General features: G+C 43.6%; 24 protein-coding genes. 9 read left to right on the forward strand and 15 right to left on the reverse strand.

What is annotated here, in order from left to right; translation table 11 throughout:
- Nucleotides 1–108 precede the first annotated feature (108 nt).
- Together hemW and ABD960_RS17520 are read right to left on the reverse strand one after the other, a co-directional pair.
- Complete coding sequence (hemW, locus tag ABD960_RS17515) at nucleotides 109–1,230, reverse strand: radical SAM family heme chaperone HemW (protein WP_345333168.1); 1,122 nt, start codon at nucleotides 1,228–1,230, stop codon at nucleotides 109–111.
- 47 nt (nucleotides 1,231–1,277) lie between these two features.
- Nucleotides 1,278–2,318 (reverse strand): hypothetical protein, encoded by a 1,041-nt coding sequence (locus tag ABD960_RS17520; RefSeq protein ID WP_345333170.1) that lies wholly within the window; start codon nucleotides 2,316–2,318, stop codon nucleotides 1,278–1,280.
- A 278-nt stretch (nucleotides 2,319–2,596) separates the two neighbouring features.
- Between ABD960_RS17520 and ABD960_RS17525 the strand changes: the two genes are divergently transcribed.
- From ABD960_RS17525 to porN, 6 genes are all read left to right on the forward strand, one after another.
- A complete protein-coding gene (locus ABD960_RS17525) occupies nucleotides 2,597–3,538 on the forward strand; it encodes a DUF4271 domain-containing protein (RefSeq protein WP_345333172.1) in 942 nt (313 codons plus the stop codon).
- Between the two features lie 25 nt (nucleotides 3,539–3,563).
- Nucleotides 3,564–4,328 carry a uroporphyrinogen-III synthase gene (locus ABD960_RS17530; protein WP_232178935.1) on the forward strand — a complete coding sequence of 255 codons (765 nt, stop codon included), beginning with the start codon at nucleotides 3,564–3,566 and terminating at the stop codon, nucleotides 4,326–4,328.
- A 237-nt stretch (nucleotides 4,329–4,565) separates the two neighbouring features.
- Entirely contained in the window at nucleotides 4,566–5,879 is a 1,314-nt protein-coding gene (gene porK / locus ABD960_RS17535) for a T9SS ring complex lipoprotein PorK/GldK (protein ID WP_345333176.1), read from the forward strand.
- 84 nt (nucleotides 5,880–5,963) lie between these two features.
- Nucleotides 5,964–6,770, forward strand: coding sequence for a type IX secretion system motor protein PorL/GldL (porL, locus tag ABD960_RS17540; protein WP_345333178.1), 807 nt, complete (start codon nucleotides 5,964–5,966; stop codon nucleotides 6,768–6,770).
- 51 nt (nucleotides 6,771–6,821) lie between these two features.
- On the forward strand, nucleotides 6,822–8,357 hold the full coding sequence (gene porM / locus ABD960_RS17545) for a type IX secretion system motor protein PorM/GldM (protein WP_345333180.1): 1,536 nt from the start codon (nucleotides 6,822–6,824) through the stop codon (nucleotides 8,355–8,357).
- A 13-nt stretch (nucleotides 8,358–8,370) separates the two neighbouring features.
- On the forward strand, nucleotides 8,371–9,279 hold the full coding sequence (porN, locus tag ABD960_RS17550) for a type IX secretion system ring subunit PorN/GldN (protein ID WP_345333182.1): 909 nt from the start codon (nucleotides 8,371–8,373) through the stop codon (nucleotides 9,277–9,279).
- Between the two features lie 74 nt (nucleotides 9,280–9,353).
- Here the strand turns inward: porN and ABD960_RS17555 are convergent, their stop codons facing one another.
- From ABD960_RS17555 to ABD960_RS17565, 3 genes are read right to left on the reverse strand one after another with little or no spacing between them, the layout of a single operon-like run.
- Nucleotides 9,354–10,043 carry a response regulator transcription factor gene (locus ABD960_RS17555; protein ID WP_345333184.1) on the reverse strand — a complete coding sequence of 230 codons (690 nt, stop codon included), beginning with the start codon at nucleotides 10,041–10,043 and terminating at the stop codon, nucleotides 9,354–9,356.
- Between the two features lie 3 nt (nucleotides 10,044–10,046).
- Nucleotides 10,047–11,684 (reverse strand): sensor histidine kinase, encoded by a 1,638-nt coding sequence (locus ABD960_RS17560; RefSeq protein ID WP_345333186.1) that lies wholly within the window; start codon nucleotides 11,682–11,684, stop codon nucleotides 10,047–10,049.
- Nucleotides 11,685–11,692: 8 nt separating this feature from the next.
- Nucleotides 11,693–13,591 carry a S9 family peptidase gene (locus ABD960_RS17565; protein ID WP_345333188.1) on the reverse strand — a complete coding sequence of 633 codons (1,899 nt, stop codon included), beginning with the start codon at nucleotides 13,589–13,591 and terminating at the stop codon, nucleotides 11,693–11,695.
- A 134-nt stretch (nucleotides 13,592–13,725) separates the two neighbouring features.
- On the opposite strand from ABD960_RS17565, the gene ABD960_RS17570 reads away from it, so the two are divergent.
- From ABD960_RS17570 to ABD960_RS17580, 3 genes are all read left to right on the forward strand, one after another.
- The gene (locus ABD960_RS17570; protein WP_345333190.1) at nucleotides 13,726–15,534 is read left to right on the forward strand and encodes a tetratricopeptide repeat protein; all 1,809 of its coding nucleotides are present in this window, start codon (nucleotides 13,726–13,728) and stop codon (nucleotides 15,532–15,534) included.
- 20 nt (nucleotides 15,535–15,554) lie between these two features.
- On the forward strand, nucleotides 15,555–15,866 hold the full coding sequence (locus ABD960_RS17575) for a DUF4286 family protein (RefSeq protein WP_345333192.1): 312 nt from the start codon (nucleotides 15,555–15,557) through the stop codon (nucleotides 15,864–15,866).
- 72 nt (nucleotides 15,867–15,938) lie between these two features.
- Nucleotides 15,939–16,271 (forward strand): hypothetical protein, encoded by a 333-nt coding sequence (locus ABD960_RS17580; RefSeq protein ID WP_345333194.1) that lies wholly within the window; start codon nucleotides 15,939–15,941, stop codon nucleotides 16,269–16,271.
- A gap of 119 nt (nucleotides 16,272–16,390) precedes the next feature.
- On the opposite strand, the gene ABD960_RS17585 is transcribed toward ABD960_RS17580, so the two are convergent.
- The 10 genes from ABD960_RS17585 to ABD960_RS17630 are packed head-to-tail and all read right to left on the reverse strand — an operon-like array spanning nucleotide 16,391 to nucleotide 23,107.
- Nucleotides 16,391–17,200 carry an OmpA/MotB family protein gene (locus ABD960_RS17585; RefSeq protein WP_345333196.1) on the reverse strand — a complete coding sequence of 270 codons (810 nt, stop codon included), beginning with the start codon at nucleotides 17,198–17,200 and terminating at the stop codon, nucleotides 16,391–16,393.
- 3 nt (nucleotides 17,201–17,203) lie between these two features.
- Nucleotides 17,204–17,869 carry a DUF2461 domain-containing protein gene (locus ABD960_RS17590; RefSeq protein ID WP_345333198.1) on the reverse strand — a complete coding sequence of 222 codons (666 nt, stop codon included), beginning with the start codon at nucleotides 17,867–17,869 and terminating at the stop codon, nucleotides 17,204–17,206.
- Between the two features lie 45 nt (nucleotides 17,870–17,914).
- Nucleotides 17,915–18,193: a hypothetical protein gene (locus tag ABD960_RS17595; protein ID WP_345333200.1), complete on the reverse strand. Its 279-nt coding sequence runs from the start codon at nucleotides 18,191–18,193 to the stop codon at nucleotides 17,915–17,917.
- 13 nt (nucleotides 18,194–18,206) lie between these two features.
- Nucleotides 18,207–18,779 carry a DUF420 domain-containing protein gene (locus tag ABD960_RS17600; protein ID WP_345333202.1) on the reverse strand — a complete coding sequence of 191 codons (573 nt, stop codon included), beginning with the start codon at nucleotides 18,777–18,779 and terminating at the stop codon, nucleotides 18,207–18,209.
- Between the two features lie 8 nt (nucleotides 18,780–18,787).
- Nucleotides 18,788–19,489, reverse strand: a complete 702-nt coding sequence (locus tag ABD960_RS17605) for an SCO family protein (protein ID WP_345333204.1) — start codon at nucleotides 19,487–19,489, stop codon at nucleotides 18,788–18,790.
- Nucleotides 19,489–19,845 (reverse strand): cytochrome C oxidase subunit IV family protein, encoded by a 357-nt coding sequence (locus ABD960_RS17610; protein ID WP_345333206.1) that lies wholly within the window; start codon nucleotides 19,843–19,845, stop codon nucleotides 19,489–19,491. Before ABD960_RS17610 ends, ABD960_RS17605 begins: the two co-directional genes overlap by 1 nt.
- A gap of 29 nt (nucleotides 19,846–19,874) precedes the next feature.
- Nucleotides 19,875–20,585, reverse strand: a complete 711-nt coding sequence (locus tag ABD960_RS17615; RefSeq protein ID WP_345333208.1) for a cytochrome c oxidase subunit 3 — start codon at nucleotides 20,583–20,585, stop codon at nucleotides 19,875–19,877.
- A gap of 22 nt (nucleotides 20,586–20,607) precedes the next feature.
- Nucleotides 20,608–21,192, reverse strand: a complete 585-nt coding sequence (locus ABD960_RS17620; protein ID WP_345333210.1) for a cytochrome c oxidase subunit 3 — start codon at nucleotides 21,190–21,192, stop codon at nucleotides 20,608–20,610.
- Complete coding sequence (cyoE, locus tag ABD960_RS17625; protein WP_345333212.1) at nucleotides 21,192–22,052, reverse strand: heme o synthase; 861 nt, start codon at nucleotides 22,050–22,052, stop codon at nucleotides 21,192–21,194. The genes ABD960_RS17620 and cyoE overlap by 1 nt, the downstream gene beginning before the upstream one ends.
- A complete protein-coding gene (locus tag ABD960_RS17630; protein WP_345333214.1) occupies nucleotides 22,049–23,107 on the reverse strand; it encodes a COX15/CtaA family protein in 1,059 nt (352 codons plus the stop codon). Before ABD960_RS17630 ends, cyoE begins: the two co-directional genes overlap by 4 nt.
- Between the last annotated feature and the right edge of the window lie 42 nt (nucleotides 23,108–23,149).

The raw sequence follows: 23,149 nt of genomic DNA on the forward strand, positions 1-23,149 counted from the left end.
CTAATCCATGTACGCCCTTGCCCGTTAAACTGGATTTAAGCAAGCACCAATAAATTATTAAATAATTGATTATCAAAAATTTATTGCAATTCCTAAACAGAGTAATCGTCAAAAGAATAACTCAGAAGCGATATGATCGGCATAGAGCTTGCCTTGCGGTGTAAGGTATAACGTCCGCTCTTTTTGACTGAGCCATTCCCGTTCAAAAAACTCGGCGGCTCGCGGCAGCAGTTCGTCAGTGGCACCTGCGGCAATCTGGTTCAGTTTGCCAATATCAAGGCCCCACATGGTTCGCAGCGAGGTCATGATGTATTCATTCAGCCGGTCCTTTTCAGTAAGCACCTCGGTTTCGGCAGGTATTGTCCCTAATTCCAGTGATTGTGTGTATTTGGCGTTGTTGGCTACATTCCATTGCCTGGTTTCACCATTAAAAGAGTGTGCGGATGGGCCAATGCCCCGGTATTTAACCCCCCTCCAATAATTGGAGTTATGGCGCGAGTAATGCCCAGGCTTGCAAAAATTTGATATCTCGTACTGCTCAAAGCCCTGCTTTTCCATAGCGTCTATCAGATATGTGAATTGTGCGGCGCTTTGCTGCTCATTCATGGGCGGTTGTTTGTTTTTGCTGATGAAAGATGCCAGCGCGGTTTGCGGCTCCACCGTCATGGAATAAGCAGATACGTGCGGAACATCCAGCCCGAAAACCTTTTCGATATTGTGCTTCCACTTGGTATCGGTAAGTAAAGGATAGCCATAGATCAGGTCGACCGTGATATTTTCAAACCCGGCATCCTGTGCACGCATTACTGATGCTTCGGCCTCCCGGGCTTCATGTGCACGGTTCATCCAAAGCAGGTCATCATCAAAAAAAGATTGTATACCAATGCTAAAGCGGTTAACAGGTGTATGCCGCAAGTCGTTTATCTTGGCTTTATCCAGATCATCGGGGTTAGCTTCTAAGGTAATTTCGGCATTTGAGGCCACGGTATGCAACCTTGTTACGGCATCAAGCAGCATATTAAGCTCGGCACCGCTAAGCAATGATGGGGTGCCACCGCCAAAATAAATGGTTTCAATGGTTTCGCCTTGCAGATAGGTTTTTTGCAGCTCAAGCTCCTTTAGCATGGCCTGCAAAAGCTCATCCTTATATTTTAACGAAGTACTGAAATGAAAATCGCAGTAATGACACGCTTTTTTGCAAAAAGGTATATGTAGATAAATTCCGGCCATGGGATCAATAAAGCGCCAAATTAAATGTGATGTTAATAGAGAGCAGATTACTTAACTAATTTGTAATCTTGAGTATCTGTATACTTATCAGTTATCCACTGACAAACATATCCTTTATCATCCCAAGAAATAACTCTAACAAATATTTGTGATGATGAAGATTTATCATTTTTTTTGAGCACTTGTTCATTGATTAAAACGAAAGTATCCGGCGAAACCCATGTTAAAAACGTCCTTAAATCTACATTTCCTTTGTCGTCAGTGTAATTCATTGAAATTCCGTCCCTAATAAACGTCGTTGACACTCCATTAGTAGATGTAAAATGTCCGGATCTAATATAATTCGGAACAATTACTTTGTTTGCATACGGGCAATTAAACCATGTATCTGAAATATTTTTATTTAAATCGACTGATACCAATTCCCATGTTTGTATTTCATTTAGGATATTTTTATTTGTAGAGTTAGCAAATGTATTTGCAATTTTTGAATTGAAAAGAATACCATCTTTGAAGACATAATCCATCATAACTGACTTGTTGCCGTTAGGATAAACTATCATAACCAACCTGTAATTTTTTTTGTCGAAAAAGTTTGTGATTTCGTACCCATTTTGAGCAGTAGCATTAACTACAAAGCAGTCAACATTTTCAAACTTATGGTCCGGGAGTCGGGATAGACGATAATTTAGTTTTTTGTACCCGTACTGAATTAAGCTATATGTTTTAAGTTTTACCTCTTCTTTCGATTCCAGGTCTGTAATATGGGTTACGGAGTCTCCGTTCACCTTGCTGATTTTTTCTCCATTGAAAAACATAGTCTGAGGCATATAGGTCTTTGACAACATACACTGAACATATTTCTCTCCCGTTTTTAGCTTATAATGAACTGTTTCTACTGAGCCATTTGGTTCGATAACTAAGTAACTGATTTCGGCTGAATTTATCTTTGATATCTGGAGTTCACCTCCACAAAAGACCAGTGAAGAGTCTACAATCTGACTTGCAGTTAATTTGTCTTGCTTTTGGGCAAACAAATATGTGGGTAGCAAATAAATAAAAGCTATTAATATAGTCTTGTCATTCATGTATTTATAATTCGCCTTTTAATCTGAATGTAGTGAACATGATGACACTCGAGAAAATGCCTTATATGCTAAATAATAAAAATAATTACTTGTGCAATGTTAATAAGATCAAGTTTCAGTTATTAATGGTCGAGTGTTCACTTTCCATCTTTCCAATTACAAAAGTACCGATTGCCTGCCAATTAAAAGTTAATGCACCGTCATTTACAAATAGCCGCCTAAACGCTTACCTTTGTGCCGGTTTGATACGTTTACTCGCCATATTATTTTTTATAACGATGCTGTGCGGCTCTGCTGCGGCACAGACGGACAGCGCCGAAACAGAATATACGCCGGAACCTGATACAACTTATTACCAGGCGCCAAGGCAATACCATATGCTCGACTCCGTAGCGTATGCTGCCAAACTACAGGAGCAAGCCGTGTCAGACTCGCTGGCCATGCTCTTCATCAAAACACCTGACCCGGAGCGCCCCAACCAGTTTGTTGAACAAATGCTGGACAAGTATTTATATAAAGGCTATGGTTTTTACGACATCAAACCAACTTCAAAAGCCACCGCAGGCACCGGTATTGGCCGTGCGGTACGCGGCCGGTGGGTGATCGGTGTGGTGGTTGCCCTGCTTTTATACTCGGGCATATTAAGGTTAACCATAGGCCGCGATGTGGACAACATCCTGCGTTCCGCATTTAAAATGCAGCTTTTTTCGCAAACCGACGAAGGCACCCCTATTACCTTCTGGACATTCGCAGGCCTGCTCGTTTTGCTTGGTTTTACGTTTGGCTTGTTCCTTTATCAACTATCCGTTTATTACCAGGTATATTATGAGCTTGCGGGCATGGCCTTATATTTATCTATATCGCTCGCAGTATTGCTGCTTTTTGCTTTTAAAATACTGCTGTTAAAGTTTATAGGCTGGGTGTTTGTAATAAAGGAAATTACCGAACGTTACATTACAATTTTATGCCTCACTTACTTCACGGTGGCCATTTTGTTTTTGCCGGTGGTGGTTTGTTTAACATTAATTAATCCGCAGTTAACACAAATAGTATTATTAATTGCGTTAATGATGGCCGGCATAATTTTAATTTGGCTATACCTGCGTAACAGCGTTATTATTATTTCAAGCTTTAAGTTTCCGAAATTTTATTTATTTATCTATCTTTGTGCCCTCGAAATTTGCCCTGTTTTAATATTGATAAAGGCACTTAATATATAATATAATTAGTTAGCTATTACGGAGATTGACTTTGGAAGACAGAAAAAAAAGGGTTAAAAGTATTTTGGTAACCTTGCCAAAACCCGAAAATGATAAAAACCCATACGCGGAACTGGCTAAAAAGCTAAATCTGAAAATAGATTTCAGGTCTTTTATCCACGTGGAAGGCGTACCTGCGAAAGATTTTCGTAAAGAGAAAATTAACCTGGCGGATTTTACCGCGGTTATTTTCACGAGCCGCAATTCAGCCGATCACTTTTTCCGTATATGCGAAGAGATGCGTTTTGAGGTACCGGTAGATATGAAGTATTTCTGTTTGTCTGAGACTATCGCGCTTTACCTTCAAAAGTATATCCAGTACCGCAAACGCAAGATATTTTTTGGCAAGCAAACCGCGTCTGACCTGGCCGAGGTATTGAAAAAACACGCCGGAGAAAAATTTTTATACCCCTGCTCAGACGTTGCGGCCGAAGAAACCCAGAAATTTTTGCTGGAGAACGGTTACAACTTTACGCCTGCTGTGCTTTTCCGTACGGTATGCAGTGACCTGTCTGACCTGGCCGAGGTATTTTACGATGTTATCGCGTTCTTCAGCCCGTCAAGCATTCAGTCGCTCTACAAAAACTTCCCTGATTTTAAACAGAATAACACCCGCATTGCAGCATTTGGCGCTACTACCCATAAGGCAGTCTTAGATGCCGGGCTTATTTTAGATATACCTGCTCCAACCCCTGCGGCCCCGTCCATGACGATGGCTATTGAGCAATATTGTAAACAAGTTAATAAATAACGGTTTTTCAACTGTTATTTATTAACTTTTTTGCAACCCTTTCCCCTTTTTTTACGTTAATATCGTACTTACAAGCCCCTATTTGTAAACGTTTGATTTTTAGCACTATAAGCGAAAGCTAAGTAAACCAGGCTACGTCGCTTGGCTGTGAAACTAATTTTTCGCTTTTTTGTTAAAAAGTTAAAACTATATATTCGGGAGTTTGTAAGTGTATGTTACAGACACGATAATCACTATATGAGAAAAATATACTTTTATATATTTATTGCCGGCTCCCTCTTATCTGCCTGTAAAAGCAGCGACCGCGGGGAAGTGACGGGTGTACCACAACGATCGTTCCGTTCTGAGGTTCCCTATAACATGGTATATATACCGGGAGGCTCTTTCCTGATGGGGCAAACAGACCAGGACGTTACTTTTGCACAGATAGCCCAAACAAAACAGGTGACCGTATCACCTTTTTTTATGGATCAAACTGAGATATCAAACACACAGTACAAACAATATGTAAACTGGGTGCGCGATTCTATTGCCATAACCAATTACCTGAACGACCCGAAATACTTTATACAGCCCAAAGGCGCCAACGCAAACAATGCCGCCGCCGGTGGCCGTAAGTTCATCAACTGGGAATACGTTAAAAAAAATCCGATCTGGAATTTCAGGGGTAACAACGCCGGTAATGCCGCCAAGCTTGATGGCATGTATTACCAGGGCGACGACCGCGTGTTTGACCGTAACGAGGTTGACGTACGCCTGCTTAAATACAACTATTCTATTATGGTGCTGCGCGATGCCGCAAACCATAAAAACGACAGGAACGCCAAACGTTCTGACTTTATTTTCCGTGATACGGTAAACGTTTACCCGGATACCCTGGTATGGCTGAGCGATTTTTCATACGCTGCCAATGAGCCGATGGTTGAGGGCTATTTCTCGCACCCGGCCTTCCGTAACTACCCGGTTGTGGGCGTTACCTGGCGCCAGGCCCGTGCCTTTACCGTATGGCGCACCCGTTACAATGATGCTTATAAGGATTCGCGCCGTTTACCGCACCGCCTGCCATACAGCTTGCCAACCGAGGCAGAATTTGAATATGCCGCTCGCGGCGGCCGTATAGGTACTGATTATCCCTGGGGTGGCCCTTATGTTAAAAACGCTAAAGGCTGCCTGATGGCCAACTTTAAGCCTGGTCGTGGTAATTACACCGACGACGGCGGCGCATATACGGTTAACGTCCGCTCTTACTTCCCTAACGATTATGGCTTGTATAATATGGCCGGTAACGTAGCCGAGTGGACGGCTTCAGCTTATGACCCATCTGCATCAACCTTTGTACATGATATGGCTCCTACCTTTAACTACGAAGCCAAATCAACCGATCCTGAATCGCTGAAACGCAAAGTTGTGCGTGGCGGCTCATGGAAAGATGTGGGCTACTTTCTGCAAAATTCAACCCGCAGCTATGAATATCAGGATACGGCAAAATCATACATCGGTTTCCGTTGCGTAAGCCACTTTGTAGGCCGCGACATTCGCGACAAGCGATAATTTAATATTAGGCCAACCTTATCGTACTTGCTTTGTATTGTACTTTGATAAAACAACAATAAAAACCCACACTAACATCAACTTATGGCTCTCAAGAAAAAACCATTCGGCATTGATAACATCATTTCAATTGGTGCAACCGTTGTAATTATAGGTCTGTTATTTAAAATTCAGCACTGGCCATATGCCAGCACGTTTATTACGCTGGGTTTAGGTACCGAGGCCGTGCTGTTCCTTATTTTAGGCTTACAGCGCGATACCCAGGAAGTTGACTGGACACGTGCTTATCCGGAACTTAACGAGGATTACAAAGGTGAGCTTCCGATTGCTACGGCACGCGTTGCCGCACCTGCCCCTACCGGTTTTTCAAATACAGCCGCGCTTGACAAGATGCTGAGCGATGCCAAAATAGGCCCTGAACTGATCAGCAGCCTTGGCGAGAACCTGAGAACTTTTGGCGATAAGGTTGCAGCTATCTCAACTGTAGGCGATGCGGGTACTGCTACAAACGAGTACATCAGCAAATTAAAAACAGCTACCGCAAGCTATGATAAACTAAGCGCTTCGTTTGAAAAAGCATCAGCCAACTTATCAGAAATGGCCAACTCTAATATCGACTCAAAAGCTTACCATGATCAGGTTAACAATTTGGCTAAAAACCTGAGCGCTTTAAATGCCGTTTACGAGCTGGAGCTACAGGATTCAACTGCTCATTTAAAATCAATGAACACGTTTTACCACAACCTGTCGCTTACTATGCAAAACTTCAACGAGTCTATCGATGATTCAAAGAACTTTAAAGAGGAAGTTGGCCGCTTAGCTAAAAACCTGGCATCACTTAATGCTGTGTATGGTAACATGCTTACCGCCATGAGCCAGCCACGTGTTTAATCGGAATAATTAACAGAGTTTAACATCAACCTACTATAACACGACAAACACATGGCCGGAGGCAAACAAACCCCCAGACAACGAATGATAGGCATTCTGTACCTGGTACTTTTGGGACTTATTGCCCTGAACGTGCCGGACAGCTTACTGGATGCCTTTAAAAATATAACCGATAGCTTAGACCACTCGCGAGAGAACGTAACTACCAGTATTGGCAATACTTACAGCGCATTTGAACAAACCAAACTTAAGGAGCAGCCCGAGCGTGCAAAACCGGTATACGACAAGGCTAAACAAGCCAGTAAAATTGCGGAAGACCTGAACAAATATGTAGAGAGCCTAAAGGCCAAGCTTATTGAGGAAGGCGGCGGCATTAATAAGGAAACCGGCGATGTTGACGCACGCGATAACCTCGATATATCGCCACGCATTATGATCAATGAAAAAAATGCAGAGGCGCTTAAAAAGAAAATTGAAGATACACGCGCCCAATTATTGGCATTGCTTGATCCAAAAGACCGTGAAGGCATAAACTTTTCGCTTGATGCTACTGCGCCTAAAGCGAAAGGTGGCAACAAACAAAAAGAATGGGGTGAGGCCTATTTTGGCGATGGTATTCCGTTAGGTGCATCATTAACAACCTTAGCTAAAATTCAAGCGGATGCTAAAAACGCCGAGAACGAAGTAGTGAAAAAGCTGTTAGGCAAAGTTGACCAAGCCGTTGTAAACCTTGACAAATTTGCGGCCGTGGCAGTAGCGCCATCAAGCTATGTTGTAGCAGGTCAGCCTTACACTGCTGAGATATTTCTAACTGCTTACGATTCAAAAAGCAACCCAACCATTACAGTTAATGGCTCAAACGTACAAGTATCTGAAGGTCGTGGTAAATATACCGTAAACACCAGCCGTGAAGGTTTCTTTAAATACTCAGGTACCATTAAAGTAGTTGGTACCGACGGGCAGGTAAAAACCTACCAGTTACCGGTACAGGAGTACCAGGTAGCAAAGCCTTCGGCAGTAGTATCGCCTGATAAGATGAACGTATTGTACATCGGCGTACCTAACCCTATCTCGGTATCAGCGCCTGGCGTGCCGCTTGAGAAACTGCGTGTGAGCATGTCGGGCGGATCTGTAAAAGGCAGCGGTGGCAAATATACCGCTAACGTAAGCTCAATAGGCACGGCAAGGGTTACCGTGTCCGGCGAGGTAGCACCCGGAAAAACACAGGTATTAGGTGTAACCGAATTCCGTGTAAAACGTATACCTGATCCTAAGGCTATGTTTGCCGGCAAAAGCGGTGGTAGTACCAGCGCGGCCAACATACGCGGGCAGGACAGGTTATTTGCCCGTTTAGAGAACTTTGAGTTTGACGCCAAGTTTAACGTTACCCGTTTCAGCCTGTTGCTGGCCAAGCCTCGCCAGGATGTGATAAAAGTGACCTCGACAGGTGGCACGGTAAGCCCGCAAATGCGTGCAGCCTTAAATACGGTAACTCCGGGAACAAAGGTTATATTTACCGACATTGTTGCCGTTGGTCCGGATGGCTCACAACGTGGTTTGGATGATATAGTAATATCAGCGAATTAATAGACAGAGATAAATGAAGAGATTGTTGATCATAGCATTGAGTGTAGTTTGCACAACAACATTTGCGCAAACCACGCCGCAGCCTGCAAATACCACTGCTATGGGCGCTAATGCGGCGCATGCCGCTGACAGCATAGCGCAGGGCTATGAACGCCCGCTTGATGGCTATTACGAAAAATCGAGCTTTGAGGCACGTAAGCCTACGCCCTACCCTGCACTACGCCAGGCCGACGTGATATTTGCCAAGCGTGTATGGCGGGAGATTGACGTACGCGAGAAAATGAACCAGTACCTGGCTTCGCCAAAATCACGGCTTATTGATGTGTTGCTGGCTGCTATCGATGCAGGCGAACTTACCGCCTATGATCCGTCACCAAATCCTACAAAGAACGACCCCAACGGCGACGCTTTTTCAACACCGCTAACAGGCGGCCAGGCTAAAGCCCGTATGGCAGATAGCGCCGTGGTTGACCAGTTTGATGCCGATGGTAACAAGATAGGCTCAAAACTTCAGGCAGGTGAATTTAATCCGGACAGCGTGGTAAAATTCCGTATTAAAGAGGATTGGGTGTTTGACAGGCAACGTTCGGTATTTGAGCCGCGCATCATCGGTATAGCCCCGCTTATTAAGTTCCAGGTTGAAGGCTTGGATATGGATTACCAGCCGGCATTCTGGGTTTACTTTCCTGAAGCAAGGCAGGTATTGGCCACTAAAGAAGCCGTTAGCCGCAATAATGATGCAACCGGTTTAAGTTTTGACGACGTATTTTTAAAGAGGCTTTTCAGCAGCTATATTGTCAAGGTATCAAACGACAAGGACGAACGTATAAAAGATTATGCCCAGGGTATAGACAGGCTTTACGAGTCGGAGCGAATTAAAAAATCGCTTATGGACTGGGAGCTTACCTTGTGGGAATACTAAAAGCTACTAACCATCCAGCTATATATGTTAAGTTTAAGGCCCGGCGATAGTCATCTCCGGGCCTTCTTTTTTTGTTATTCGTGCGAGAATTTATATCCTATTCCGCGTACGGTTTGTAAAAACTGTGGCGAGTCGGGGTTATCTTCTATTTTTTTGCGCAGACGCACAATGTGCATGTCCAGCGTGCGGGTATTAACGTCGGCATTGTAACCCCATACTTCCATCATCAGCTCTTCACGGTTAATTACCTTGTTCTTGTTTTTCAGGAAGTAAAGTAATATGCGGTTCTCCAGTATAGTTAGTTCTACCTTGCGGCCATCTTTGATCAGTAAATGGGTGTTAGGGTGATGTTCCATGCCCGAAAAGCGGTATGACTCGGCCTTATCGCTATTTAACGAGAATTTGATCTTGTTATCAATCATCGCTATCAGCACGTCCATATTAAAAGGCTTGGTAATATAGTCGGACACGCCGAAGTTGTAGGCCTCTATCTTATCCACATCCTGCGCTTTGGCGGTCATCATGATCACCAGCTTATCAAAACCCTTTTCTCGTATACTGCTGCACACATCCGACCCCTGTTTGCCGGGCAGCATCCAGTCAAGCAAAACAATATCAGGCTGTTCGGCAATTATCATCTGCTCGGCATCCTCGCCGTTGCCGGCTTCCAACACTTTATACCCTTCTGATTCCAGGCGCTCAGCTACCAGAAAACGCAGGTTTTCATCATCCTCAACCAGCGCTATTTTAATTTCCTTACTCATGTATTATGTTTGATATGGGAGTATAACAATAAATTCCGATCCATGGTTCACTTTACTTTTAACCACAATATCGCCATCCATAAAATTAACCAGTTCCTTACAAAACGCCAAGCCCAGGCCAACGCTACCATTTTGGTTGTATTGGTTTTCGAGGCGGTAAAATTTCTTAAATATATTACCCAATTCGGCTTTAGGTATACCTATACCCTGATCGGTAAATGTAAATATAACGTTCTTTTTATCGCGATAGGCTTTTATTTCCAGCACCTTTTTTTGCGGGTGCGAGTACTTATATGCGTTCTCAATCAAATTTTGGAAAACACTGCCGAGCATCACCGGGTCGGCATAAAAATGATCTACGTCAGGCTCAATCTCCAGGCTTATCTTGAAATCATGATATTTGATACTGAAGGTTTCGATGTAACGCTTAATAAAGCTTTCAATTTCGATACCTTCCTTTTTGGTGGTGATCGACCGGTTCTCGAGCTGTGTAAAGGATAGCAGGCGGTTCATCAGTTCATTTAGTTTATCAGCCTCTTCGTCCAATATGCGCCCATAGTGTTTAAGCTGCCTTTCACTCAGCGGGTTTTCGCCACGCAGGTTGGAGCCTGCTATTTTAATAACGCTTACAGGCGTTTTAAACTCGTGGGTAAAGTTGTTTATAAAATCGTACTGCAGTTTAAACAACTTCATGTTTACATTCAGGTTACGATAGATAAGCCATGCAGTAAGCAGCAAAAAAAAGTAGATAAGCAACGCGATACCGCCAATAGGCATAAAGCGGCGGTTGATCTCATTATCCAGGTGCGACCTGTCTGACACGAAATAGAGTTTATAATTGGAGAAAGCGCCGGGCAGTGCCACTTCAGTCACTATTTTGCCCTGCTCAATATACAACGGATCGTAAACCACCGGCTCAACGGTTATTTTCTGATAGAGCTCGCTATGCGGATTTTTAACCCGTATAAAAGCCGGATCAAGCAGAAACGTCATCATGTTTTGCTTGAAAAAGGACTGCTGGCTGTTCTTCTGCATCTCCTTGTACATTTTGATATCCTGCCGGCGGGGTACGTTCAGGTACGATATCTTATCAGGCTTAACATCATAAAACGTGCGGAACACCTCATTTTGAGAAGGCACGTTCACCGTATCAGCACGGTTAATAAACTCGTTCAATCGCCCGGCCATCGCCCTGAAATCGGCCTCATTGGCGGGGCTATAGCGTTCAACACCGTTTACTTTGGGCCAATTGGGCGTATACTCATAAACGGATTGCACAAATATGCCCAAACGGTTGCGCCTGGCCGGGCGCTTGCCTATGCGTATATCGTAAAATATAATCCGGCGAACAAAAGCATAATTGGTGAATACCGATGAAGCATAGTTTGCCGCAGAGGATGAATCCAGAAAACCCTGATAAGAAGTTACCTCAGGAATTTTGTTCTGAAAAAAATCGTTATAAGGCGATATAGTTTGCTCCAGCACATCAATTTTTTTTGAGGCAAACTCGTTCTCTACGTACTTACCAGTGAGGCTATAAGCCGTTATAAAGGCAATTACCAGCAAAATAGTTATCAGCACCATGAATATGATGATGAGCGAAAAGTTTTTGCGGTAAAGATTGCGTTGCGCCTTAACCATAACCCGGCTTAATTTTTAGCCGATAAGTAGGCTTCGAGAAATTTCTCCATCTCGGTATACATCAAGATACGGTTAGCCTCGTTACGAAAGAACGATCGTTCATCATTTTTGAGGATGTAATTCACCGGCACCTTCTTTTTGCGCAGCTCGAGCACAAACTGGTTTAGCTCCGTGATGTTAGCCCGTATATCCTTACCGCCCTGCAAAATCATGATCGGTACCTTTATTTTATCCGTGTGAAAAACCGGCGATATAGCCCGCAGATGTTCGGCATCTGTTTCGGGGTTACCCACCATCTCATAGGTCATTTTAAGATATGGCTTAAAAAACGGCGGCGCATCCTTTATAAAGGTAAAAAAGTTTATTAGTCCGTTTTGTACGATGGCGCACTTATACATTCCAGGATTGAACGAAACGCCATAGAGTGCTGAAAAGCCACCAAAGCCACTGCCATATATAGCTATACGCTTCGGATCAGCAATTTTTTGGTCAATCAGCCATTTAACGCCATCCGTAATATCATCCTGAATTTTGCCACCCACCTGTTTAAAGCCTGCGTTACGGAAGGCCTTGCCGTACCCGGCAGATCCACGGTAATTCATTTGCAATACCGCGTAACCCCTGTTGGCCAAAAACTGTACTTCGGCATTGTACCCCCAGTTGCTGCGTGCCCAGGGCCCACCATGCGGCATCACTACCACCGGCAGGTTTTTGCCATCGCTGCCCAAAGGCAAGGTAAGGTAACCGTTTATCTCCAGCCCGTCCGCAGCTTTGTAGGATACCGGTTTCATTTCTGACATTTGAGCGGCGCGTATACTCGAGTTGGTTTCGCCAAGGCGGGTAAGCTTAGCGCTTTTGTAGTCGTACAAGTAATATGAGCCGGGATCGCGGTCAGAATAAGTGTAAACAATAAACTTTTTTTCGGCACTGTCGCGATCAATTATGCGAGTTTCGTTACCGGCAAAATTGCTGCTTATACGGTCATATAATGCTTTTACACTGTCATTAAAGAAGTGCTTTTGGGGTTTCGACCCATCCCAGGCGGCAAAATCCATGCGGTGTTTATCCTTAAAATACTCCACATACATAATATCCGCATCATCTTGCTTAAATATTACGGCAAGTTGTTTACCTGTTTGTGCGTCTATTTTCACCAGCGCCATTTTATCCTGCGAGAGGTTGGATAAGGCATAAAAGTTTTCGCTATCGCGCGTTAAAGCTATTGGCCTTATCGCGTCCCTGAAATTGCTCACAATAACGGGCTTAAAAGGCGTTTGCTCATTAGGGCGGTATAAAACAGTGGTATTAACACCGTCGGATGCGCGGGCTAACAAAATCTTACCGTCGGTATCGGTAATCCAATCGGTTATATCGCCGGGGTTAGTAATATACAGCTCCAGCGCCCCCGTACGGATGTTTAAATGGTACACATCAAATATACCTTCGTCGCGTTTGTTAAGGCTTACGGTAAGCACATCCGGACTTGTACGGCTGCGGTTGAGCAGTCTGAACTTTACCTTATGCCCTGAAAATATGGGGCGGGTTTTAAAGGTGTTTACATCAAGCGCAAACATTTTCAGGCTATCGGCAGCTACCATGTCCCGGCTGTATACGATCTGATTATTATAGGTCCAGAAATAATCGGTTACCGGATAATCACTGAATTCGGTAACCATGCGGCCTTTTCCGTCAACAAGCGATTGTACAAACAAATTCTGCTTGCTGTTATGCGATTTTAAGTACGATATGTATTTGCCATCCGGCGATATCCGGAAGAAAGACCGGTCGGGCGTTTTGAAAAAATCAAGTACAGGTATTTTATCCGGCGATTTTTCGGTACATGAAATCCCGCCGGCAAGTATCAGCAAAAAAAATAATAAGCGCCAAACACGCAACATTACACTCATCAGGCCCAGTTATAAAATGTTAAATTAAAGTATTTTAAAATTATCTGTTCAAAATGTCACCACAATTTTACCCTGGCTAACATAAATCAATGAAGCACTGCGTTTAATGTTTGAAAAAGGTATTTTTGAAAATCATGTATAAGCTGCGCGCCCTACTATTTATTGCCTTCGCTCTGTGTTGCAGCTATAGCCTGTACGCGCAGAACAGCGAGTTACGCCTGGCGCAGCAATACAGCGCCAACGGCGAACTGCAAAAGGCCTCCGAGATCTACCAAAAACTTTATAAGCAGGAGAACGAAGCCTACTATCCTTTTTATGTAACCAACCTCATCGCCCTGAAGAATTTTGATGAGGCGGAAAGCATCACTAAAAAGATGATCAAAAAGTTTCCGGATGAAAGTGAATACACCCTGAAACTCGCTACCATTTATTCACTTAAAGGCGATAATGATAAAGCTAACACCATTTACAATGCCATGATTGATAAGCTGCCCGCTGAACCGGGCGCCGTATCTATACTCGGGATGCAGCTTTACCAGGGTGGCAATATGGACCATGCTATAAAGGCATTTAAACACGGCCGCAAACTGCTTAATAATAACACCGCATTTGCTAACGAGCTTATCGCGTTATACCGTTATAATCGTGACAAGGCATCACTTACAGAGGAATATCTTAATTACCTGCCGCAAAACCCGGGCTATATTAATCAGGCTAAAAATACGCTCTCGGCACTTTTTGAGGACGCAGATTATGATGTTTTAAAAACCGCTTTGTTTAAGCGCATACAAAAATATCCGGATCTGGCGGTGTATACCCAGCTGCTAACCTGGCTTCTGTTACAACAAAAGGAGTATGACCAGGCTATCAATCAGGCCATTGCCCTTAACCGCCGCGGCAATACCGATGGCGAAGATATAATTGAACTATGCCGCATACTGGTTGAAAATAAGGCTTATGATGAGGCCATACGCGGATATGAATACATTGCAGGGAAAGGACAAGCCGACCCTTGGTTTATCACAGCCAAAATTGAGCTTACCGACGCCAAGAGCCAAAAGATAACATCAGGCGTGTACACTGCCGCCGACCTGACCAGCCTGGAGCAGGATTATAAGGACCTGCTTAAGCAGTTTGGGCAATCGCCGGCGACGGTGTTTGCCATTAAAAGACTGGCCAACCTACAGGCGTTTAAGCTGCACAAATTGCAGGATGCGCAACAGCTATTGCAGCAGGCTGTTTCATTACCCGGCTTAAAGCCGCAGACTTTGGCGGCTTGCAAGCTTGATCTGGGTGACATGTACCTCCTTAATGGCAGGCCCTGGGATGCTACCCTGCTTTACAGCCAGGTTGAAAAGGACAAGCCCGACAGCGAAACCGAGCAGGATGCCAAGCTACGCAACGCCAAACTGGCCTACTATACCGGCGACCTTGAATACGCCAAAGGGCAGCTGGGCATATTAAAAGCGGCTACATCAAAACTTATAGCTAATGACGCGCTTAACCTGCAATTACTGATTACCGATTATTTAACCGGCGACAGCACCGGTGCCGCGCTTAAAATGTATGCTCGAGCGGATATGTACATCTTTGCTAATGAGCCTGAAAAAGCCATGCGTACGCTGGATAGTATTGACACGAAATATCCGGGCAACACGCTTACCGATGATATACTGATGGCTAAAGCGCGAATTTTGATCGGTAAAAAGGATTACGCCGGTGCAAGCACTAACCTTAAAACTATTGTTGACACCCATTCAACCAGCCTTTGGGCCGATGATGCCGTGTTTATGCTGGGTGATCTGTATGAAAACAATTTGAATAATAAAGAACTGGCGAAAACCTATTACCAGAAAATAATAACCGACTATCCCGGCAGCCTTTGGCTCAATGAGGCCCGTAACCGATTCAGGGTGTTGCGGGGCGATAATCAGGGCACCTGATATTTTTGTATTTTTGCGTTATGATAATTTACAACGAGACCGTAATAGTGGAAGAAGGTACGCATACCGCATGGCTTGCCTGGTTGCAGCAAACCCAGTTGCCGGCTATTATGGCAACCGGCCACTTTAAACAATATAATATTTTAAACGTGATGGACTCACCTAACGAGGGCATTACCTATTGTGTACAATACCATGCCGATAAGCTGGAAGATGTAGAGGCTTATTTTAACAACCACCTTGATAACTTTCAGGCGCAGCAACAGCAACGGTTCGAGAATAAGCTTGTAATGTTTAGCACGCTGATGCAAACCGTGCCGACTATCTATTAACAAACTCTTCCTATTTTTATTGCTTTCAATTCAATTTGCCATTGCCAAGCACGGTTTAAAATAATCAAGAGATTGAGGTTTGATATAAAAAATTTAAAGAAAATCATTGCAGTGATATTATTTTTAATAATATGCTGCTGGATGGCTTACCAGTCTGTACAACAAACTTTACTAAATAAAAGATTGCGGTCTGAAAATAATAAAATAAGAGCGGTTGTCACAAATCGGTATAAAGTTGGTGCAAAAGGCGCAACAGAGCTAAATTACACCTTTAAATTAAACGGGAAATTTTATAAGGGGCACGCGTATAATGAAAGTGCTAATGTTGGAGATAGCCTTGATATACTATATTTGAGTGACAATCCGAATCTTAATAAATCTTATAAATGTATCCATGAGAAATGACATGGCCAGTGCTGCTGCGACATAAAGCAAGCAAATAGATTTTGCCGAGTACGTACATGTTTTATAAACAAGAAAGGGATCGTTATTTTAAAACGATCCCTTTCTTTATCAGCATGATGTTATTTGTTGTTGATCAGGTTGTACAGTTCGTCCAGTTTTGGGGTAAGTACAATTTCAATACGCCTGTTTTTCGCCAGCGCTTCAGGTGTATTTCCCGGATCTATCGGCTGAAATTCACCTTTACCGGTGGCCGTTATACGTGCAGGATCAATGTGTTGCTCCTCGGTTAAGAAACGGCTTACCGAGGTAGCGCGCAGTACACTTAAATCCCAGTTATCCTTTATCTGCCCGAGGTTTTTAATACGCTTGTTATCCGTATGCCCTTCAACAGATATATTGATATCAGCCTCTTTATTTAACACGGCTGCCAGTTGCGTGAGCGCCTGCTTACCTTTTTCGTCAATAACAATACTACCTGATGGAAATAATAGTTTATCGGTTAGTGATACGTATACTTTTCCGTTACGTATATCAACGCTCAAGCCGCTTTGCTGGAAGCCCAGCAGCGCTTTTTGAAGTTTATTTTTAAGCGCATTGGTCGCCTCGTCGCGCTTGCGTAAAATCTCTTCAACCTCTTTTAGCCGTGCTTCACGCTTTTGCAGATCGCTTGATAATTGGTTTACCTTGCTTGAGCTCGCGGTGTAATTGTTATTAAGTGTTTTGTAATTTCCGTTAAGCTCGGCCAGTTCACGGCTTAGCCTGGTTGAATCGCCTTTAAGACGCGACAGTTCCTCTTCCAGCGTTTCTGACCGGCGGGTAAGCGAGTCAATCTGCGCCAGCATGGCTTTATGCTTTTTAGGCGATAACACCACGCACGACTGTATGGCCAGCGCGGCAAATAAAAGAGCGAAAAGGTACTTTATCTTCATAGTTTAAACAATTGCATTATTCAGAAACACATTTAGCGGATAAATATGGCTGCATAGTGATACCGTTTTGGCAACAATATCCTTCTTCTGCACTTCACTGTCGGTAAGTTTACGCCAGGCTACAAAACTTTTGAGTTTTAACAGCTCGATATTCTCATTATCAGCGGCGTAATCGCGCGGGTTGGTCTTGAGCTTTTCCTGGTCGCGAAAATTGCCAAACAGCTCAGCGAATTCCGGCGCATCCACTATATCTTTTAACTCCTGCGCATTGTAATCTATCTCCTGCCGTATAGCCTTTAAATGATTTCCCTCAGGCATCCAGTAGCCCCCCGCAATAAAAGAATTTCCCGGTTCTATCTGTATATAATACTCCGACCCACGGCTACCGTTAGGATGCTGGCGCGGAATAGTTATGCCAAAATTCTTTTTATAAGGTGTTTTGTCGGGACTGAAACGAACATCTCGGTAGATCCTTAAAACGCACTTTTTAGGATCGACATCTGTGTTAATATCACGGTCTGTTTTAGCTACCTCTTTAATAACGGCGGCAGCAAATTCTATCACATTCTCCCGTGCCTGGTCATGACGGGCCTTGTTGGCTATAAACCAGTCGCGGTTGTTGTTTTGGGCGAGTTCCTTTAAAAAATCAAGCGTTTCCTTTTTTATCATAGGTAGTATTAAGGGCTGACCGCTTGCAGTAAGAGGGCAGATTTTTTAATTAAGATGCAGCTTTTCGTTTCGCATGTTCAGCTCCACGCTTTCTTTACGGCGATATTTTTTGTACCAGATGTAACCGCCTATAGCCGCTGCAATATAAGGCATTGCTAAAAGATATAATATACCATTGTTAAGGCCGGCAGTTTCGTTACCGCCGTTTTGCGCATCAGACTCAACCGTGGCCGAACACATAGCACATTGCGCCATTACAACATCAGTGCTTAGCAGTACTAAACCGGCAGCCAGTGCAACAAAAAACAATTTAAAAGCCTTCATATAACAAAGTTAACTAAAAATGATAATACGGAGATATCATCAAATAAACAACTACGCCGGTTATGGTTACGTAAAGCCATATCGGGAAGGTCCAGCGCACCAGTTTACGGTGCTTTTCAACTTGCATTTGCAGGCCTCGATAAAAACTCAACAGTATTAACGGCAACACCCCTGCGGCAAGTATAATATGGCTACCTAAAATTACATAGTAAACGTAACGTATACTTCCGGCCTGTGCCTTTTCCGCATCTGATACCAAATGATCACCATTCAAATCGCCAAAATTAGTTTCGGGCGCCAGGTAATGAAATAGTATGTAAGAAATCAGGAATAATGATGATAAGCAAAACGCGGCAATGTTAACACGCTTGTGCATGGCAATATTACCCTGCTTAATAAAGTATAGCGATACCAGCAACAGCACAGAACAGGTACCGTTAAATATGGCGTTCAGCTTGGGTAAAAAGTAAGTGAATGATGGCAGCTGGGCTGGTGCAGGTATTATTTTACGGTTGAGGATGATAACCACCAACAGCACAAAAACCGATACAGCGGCTACAAAACGGAATATAAACTTATCACTCATTATTAAAATCAATTAGGGGCTTTAATTTTACGCAGCTCTTCAGCTATCTGCACCTTAATCTCATCATTGAGTTTATTTACTTCGGGGGCAGATGTGCCGGTATAATAACCACGTATATGTTTATCGGCATCTATCAGTATCAGCTTATCACTGAACACAAATTCCTTATCGTTTACCTTAAGGGCATTCACCAAAAAACCTTTGCGGGCCAGGTTATAGATCGAAGCGGTATCGCCGGTCAAAAACAGCCATTTGCCTGCTGGCACATCTTTATAACGGGCAGCGTAGTCCTTTAATACCTCAGGCCTATCCTGTTGCGGATTGACGGAGATAGACAGGAAGTATACCATATTATTTTTACGATAATTAAGCGCGAGCTTACGCAGGTTATCGTTTATGGTTGTGCAAACCTCCGGGCAACCGGTGTAGAAAAAGCTTGCTACAAATATCTTCTTGTCAAAGTCGGCAGTGGTTACGGCTTTACCGTTTGGGTCGGTTAACGAAAAGTTGGGCAGCTGATGGTAAGTAGTGTCAGGTATCTTTTCGCCATGGAACTTATGGAACGTGCCCGACAGCTTTTTAGGCCCGAAATAGTTGAGCCCTTTGTAGCGGTTTTTGCCGCCAACGGTAAGTAAATAATATAAAAATCCCGGTACAGCAAGTATGAGTACCAGGATTATTAATTTTTTTCCTAAGCCGGAATTACGCATTATCTGATAAGATCGATCCAGTGGTGGCTTTCGTTTGTAAGTACCAGTATTAAACCGATAATGAACAATATAGGCACTACCAATGAGTAGATCAGCCCTACCTTTTCAAACTTTAGGTGCATAAAGTAAGCTACAATGTAGAATGCTTTAGCAAGGGTAAGGATAATATAAATCGGGTTGGCTACCGAAATGCTTATGATATCTTTAGGCACCATATAAAGCGCGATGAAGAACTCGATAACGGTAATACCAAGCAGTATAAAAAATACCTGCCATATCTTTCCACGGCTCATTGACGCGTGTTCTTCGTGGCCGTGCTCATTGTGCGCATGAGCTTCAGTATGTTGTGCTGACATAATTTCTTTTTATTTATCAGTGGATAAAATCAAACTAAATAGAAGAAGGTAAATACGAATACCCAAACAAGGTCTACAAAGTGCCAGTACAAACCAACTTTCTCAACCATCAGATAATGGCCGCGACGCTGGTAAGTACCTGCCAATACATTGATCAGGATAACGATGTTGATGATAACACCACTGAATACGTGGAAACCGTGGAAACCCGTAATGGTAAAGAACAGGTTAGCGAACTGTTGCGTATAGGTTGGCGAAGCTGTACCGGCTTCTTTAAAGAAATGATCTAATTCCTTCGGAATACTTCCCCACCAAAAACCTTCGTGGTGCAGGTGGCTCCACTCTAAGGCCTGGCAACCCAGAAACATAAAACCACCGATAACGGTAGCCACCATCCACCAGGCTACTTCTTTTTTTGAATTACGGTGACCGGCCTCAACAGCCAATACCATGGTAACCGAGCTCATGATGAGTATGAATGTCATGATACCTACGAAAACCAGCGGAGCGCCATGATCTATCATACCCGGCACTGATTGAAAAACCAGCTCGGCTGATGGCCATGCATCCGCGCTGAAGCGCAAAGCACCATAAGCTATTAACAACGATGAAAAGGTGAATGCATCCGACAGAAGGAAGAACCACATCATCATTTTACCGTACTCTACCGAAAAAGGTTCACGACCTCCGGCCCACGGCGTAGTTTTAACTTGATCAATTTGTGATACTGTTGTACTCATTTGTACTCGTTTGTAGAATTAATTATTTCTGGTTCAAAAGTAAAAAAACATACAGATAAATCCATATAATATCGACAAAATGCCAAAATATAGCCGACATTTCCATCCAAAAAACACGTTTTACCTGTGGTATATTGCGGTAGCTGCCTACCAGTGAATTTAATAGCAACAACAACCCGGCCACTATGTGCAACAAGTGCATGCCGGTAAACACATACATAAACGATTGACTGGCGTTAGGGTTTACGAAATAAATACCCATATCCACCAATTGGCTCCATCCGTTTACCTGCAAGGCAAAGAAAGCAATGCCCAACGCTATGGTGATCCATAAAAACAGGCGTTGGCTACCAAATTGCAATCGCTTGGCAGCCCTTGAAGCCAAGAACATACTTATGCTACTTACAGCTATGGTAATAGTACTATATAAAAATATCGGCGGGATAGCCATGTCGAAGCCTTTGCCCTTACCGCCTACATATACAATAAAACCACTGGTTAACGCGGCAAACATCATGAACGACGAGAATACGATAAGCCACATCACGAACTTTTTGGGCGTATAATCAACTCTATCTTTTTGTTGTTGTATCTGAGCCATCATCATTACACTTTTCCTATAAAATCAAATAAAAACATCAACTGTACCACTGGCAGGTATAAAAACGAGCCGTACATCAGGCTTTTTGCCGACTTAATGTCGCGGTTGCGCAGCAGCATAAAGCCCTGGTACAAAAATAACAAACTCAAAATTAACGATACTATCCCTACATATAGGCCGCCGTACCCATAATAGGTGGGTAATAAACTTACCGGCAACATAATTATGGTAGATGCAAATGCAAATACGGCACTAACGGTATCGCGGTTGCCTGAAGGTAGTAACCGGAAACCGGCCAGTTTGTAATCATCATCAAGCACCCAGGCAATGGCCCAAAAGTGGGGAAACTGCCAAACAAACTGTATGGCAAACAGCACCAGGGCTATTTCATCAATCTTTGGATGCGCCGCTACGTAACCAATCAGCGGTGGCAACGCGCCCGGTATGGCGCCTACAAAAACCGCTATCGGCGATTTACGCTTTAAAGGCGTATAAGCGAAAGCATACAGCAGTATCGAAAATACCGAAAGAAAGCCCGCTGTAGGGTTTAAACTCCCCAACAGGTAGGTGCCGAATATGCCCATAAATAAGCTGAGCACCAAGGCTTGCCCGGTCGTCATGCGGCCTGCAGGGATCGGCCTGTCGGATGTGCGCTTCATCAGTTTATCCAGGTCCTTCTCAATGATCTCGTTAAAACCGTTAGCTGCCGATGTAACCAGGAAACCGCCGATAATCAGCATACCCCAGTTTTTCCACTCAATAACACCGTTAACCTTGCTGCCGATCAAAAAGGATATCGAGGCTGAAAAGGTTACCAAAAAGGTAAGCCGCAATTTGATCAGCTTTGAAAAATCACCCGCCTTCATATCCTCCCCCCTTGTACATCAACCGAACGGTATAAGTTTAAAAACAGATAAAACTGCGCGCCGAACATTAAACTTGCCAATAATATATGCGATGCCTGCGCAAACGGCGGCAACGCCCAATACGATAATACCACGCCGGTAACAATTTGCAGCATAATCAGCAAAAAGGTGATGCTCATAAATTGCTGTTGTATGGAGTGACGGCTAAAGTTGCGCCTGAGCAATGCATAAAGCAACACATTTACAATTAATACAAGTAAAGCAAGCGTACGGTGGCTATGGAATATCTCCCCGGCATTCTCAACCCATGTTTCGCGGTAACCGCCCAATAAATGGTCGGCTACTGAATCTATCTTCTCGCGCACCTCGGTACCTATCGCAATTTGTATTAATGACAGGATCAAGGCGATCACGATAACAACATAAATAATACCCTTTTTACGAATACGCGGCCTGCCCAAAGTTTTAGCCATATGATAAGTAGTTATACTAATGGCCAATATGGCGATGGCAAGCAACATATGCACCGTTACAATCCAGGCAACCAAATTGGTAGACACCACGATTGAACCTAACCAGGCTTGATATATTACCAGGAAAACGTTAAATACGCTTAAAACCACTATTCGCTTATTGCTGCGCCAGTAGTTGAACGAATAGATAGCGCTGAGCAACAAAAATATACCACACACTGCTCCAACCAGGCGGTTAATGTATTCCGTCCAGGTTTTGGTGGCGTTAAATTCCTCCGGTATTAAAATAGAGCGATCCTCGCGTATGCGGCGCGCCATATCGTTGTAACCAAAAAAGTCGAGCGTTTTGGCGAAGCGCTGGTTCTTTAACTCACGCTTTTTAACGTATTGCTCTTTATAATCCTTGGGCAATTGCGATACATCTGTTGGCGGAACATACTGCCCGAAGCACTTAGGCCAGTCAGGGCATCCCATGCCCGAGCCGCTGCTGCGTACCACGCCGCCGGCCAGAATCGTCAAAAAAAGCAAAACAACAGTGATAAGGGTTATCTTCTGAAATCTGTTTCCTGCTTTGTTATTCATTATAATTCCTAAAAATTTAGGGTATCTGCCAGGGAATTTATT

This window comes from Mucilaginibacter defluvii, assembly GCF_039543225.1.
GTDB classification, from domain to species: Bacteria; Bacteroidota; Bacteroidia; order Sphingobacteriales; family Sphingobacteriaceae; genus Mucilaginibacter; species Mucilaginibacter defluvii.

Bases quoted from the DNA above. Each gene is read 5' to 3' on its own strand.
- hemW (WP_345333168.1), bottom strand. From the start codon at position 1,230: ATGGCCGGAATTTATCTACATATACCTTTTTGCAAAAAAGCGTGTCAT.
- ABD960_RS17520 (WP_345333170.1), bottom strand. From the start codon at position 2,318: ATGAATGACAAGACTATATTAATAGCTTTTATTTATTTGCTACCCACA.
- ABD960_RS17525 (WP_345333172.1), top strand. From the start codon at position 2,597: ATGCTGTGCGGCTCTGCTGCGGCACAGACGGACAGCGCCGAAACAGAA.
- porK (WP_345333176.1), top strand. From the start codon at position 4,566: ATGAGAAAAATATACTTTTATATATTTATTGCCGGCTCCCTCTTATCT.
- porL (WP_345333178.1), top strand. From the start codon at position 5,964: ATGGCTCTCAAGAAAAAACCATTCGGCATTGATAACATCATTTCAATT.
- porM (WP_345333180.1), top strand. From the start codon at position 6,822: ATGGCCGGAGGCAAACAAACCCCCAGACAACGAATGATAGGCATTCTG.
- porN (WP_345333182.1), top strand. From the start codon at position 8,371: ATGAAGAGATTGTTGATCATAGCATTGAGTGTAGTTTGCACAACAACA.
- ABD960_RS17555 (WP_345333184.1), bottom strand. From the start codon at position 10,043: ATGAGTAAGGAAATTAAAATAGCGCTGGTTGAGGATGATGAAAACCTG.
- ABD960_RS17560 (WP_345333186.1), bottom strand. From the start codon at position 11,684: ATGGTTAAGGCGCAACGCAATCTTTACCGCAAAAACTTTTCGCTCATC.
- ABD960_RS17565 (WP_345333188.1), bottom strand. From the start codon at position 13,591: ATGAGTGTAATGTTGCGTGTTTGGCGCTTATTATTTTTTTTGCTGATA.
- ABD960_RS17570 (WP_345333190.1), top strand. From the start codon at position 13,726: ATGTATAAGCTGCGCGCCCTACTATTTATTGCCTTCGCTCTGTGTTGC.
- ABD960_RS17575 (WP_345333192.1), top strand. From the start codon at position 15,555: ATGATAATTTACAACGAGACCGTAATAGTGGAAGAAGGTACGCATACC.
- ABD960_RS17585 (WP_345333196.1), bottom strand. From the start codon at position 17,200: ATGAAGATAAAGTACCTTTTCGCTCTTTTATTTGCCGCGCTGGCCATA.
- ABD960_RS17590 (WP_345333198.1), bottom strand. From the start codon at position 17,869: ATGATAAAAAAGGAAACGCTTGATTTTTTAAAGGAACTCGCCCAAAAC.
- ABD960_RS17595 (WP_345333200.1), bottom strand. From the start codon at position 18,193: ATGAAGGCTTTTAAATTGTTTTTTGTTGCACTGGCTGCCGGTTTAGTA.
- ABD960_RS17600 (WP_345333202.1), bottom strand. From the start codon at position 18,779: ATGAGTGATAAGTTTATATTCCGTTTTGTAGCCGCTGTATCGGTTTTT.
- ABD960_RS17605 (WP_345333204.1), bottom strand. From the start codon at position 19,489: ATGCGTAATTCCGGCTTAGGAAAAAAATTAATAATCCTGGTACTCATA.
- ABD960_RS17610 (WP_345333206.1), bottom strand. From the start codon at position 19,845: ATGTCAGCACAACATACTGAAGCTCATGCGCACAATGAGCACGGCCAC.
- ABD960_RS17615 (WP_345333208.1), bottom strand. From the start codon at position 20,585: ATGAGTACAACAGTATCACAAATTGATCAAGTTAAAACTACGCCGTGG.
- ABD960_RS17620 (WP_345333210.1), bottom strand. From the start codon at position 21,192: ATGATGATGGCTCAGATACAACAACAAAAAGATAGAGTTGATTATACG.
- cyoE (WP_345333212.1), bottom strand. From the start codon at position 22,052: ATGAAGGCGGGTGATTTTTCAAAGCTGATCAAATTGCGGCTTACCTTT.
- ABD960_RS17630 (WP_345333214.1), bottom strand. From the start codon at position 23,107: ATGAATAACAAAGCAGGAAACAGATTTCAGAAGATAACCCTTATCACT.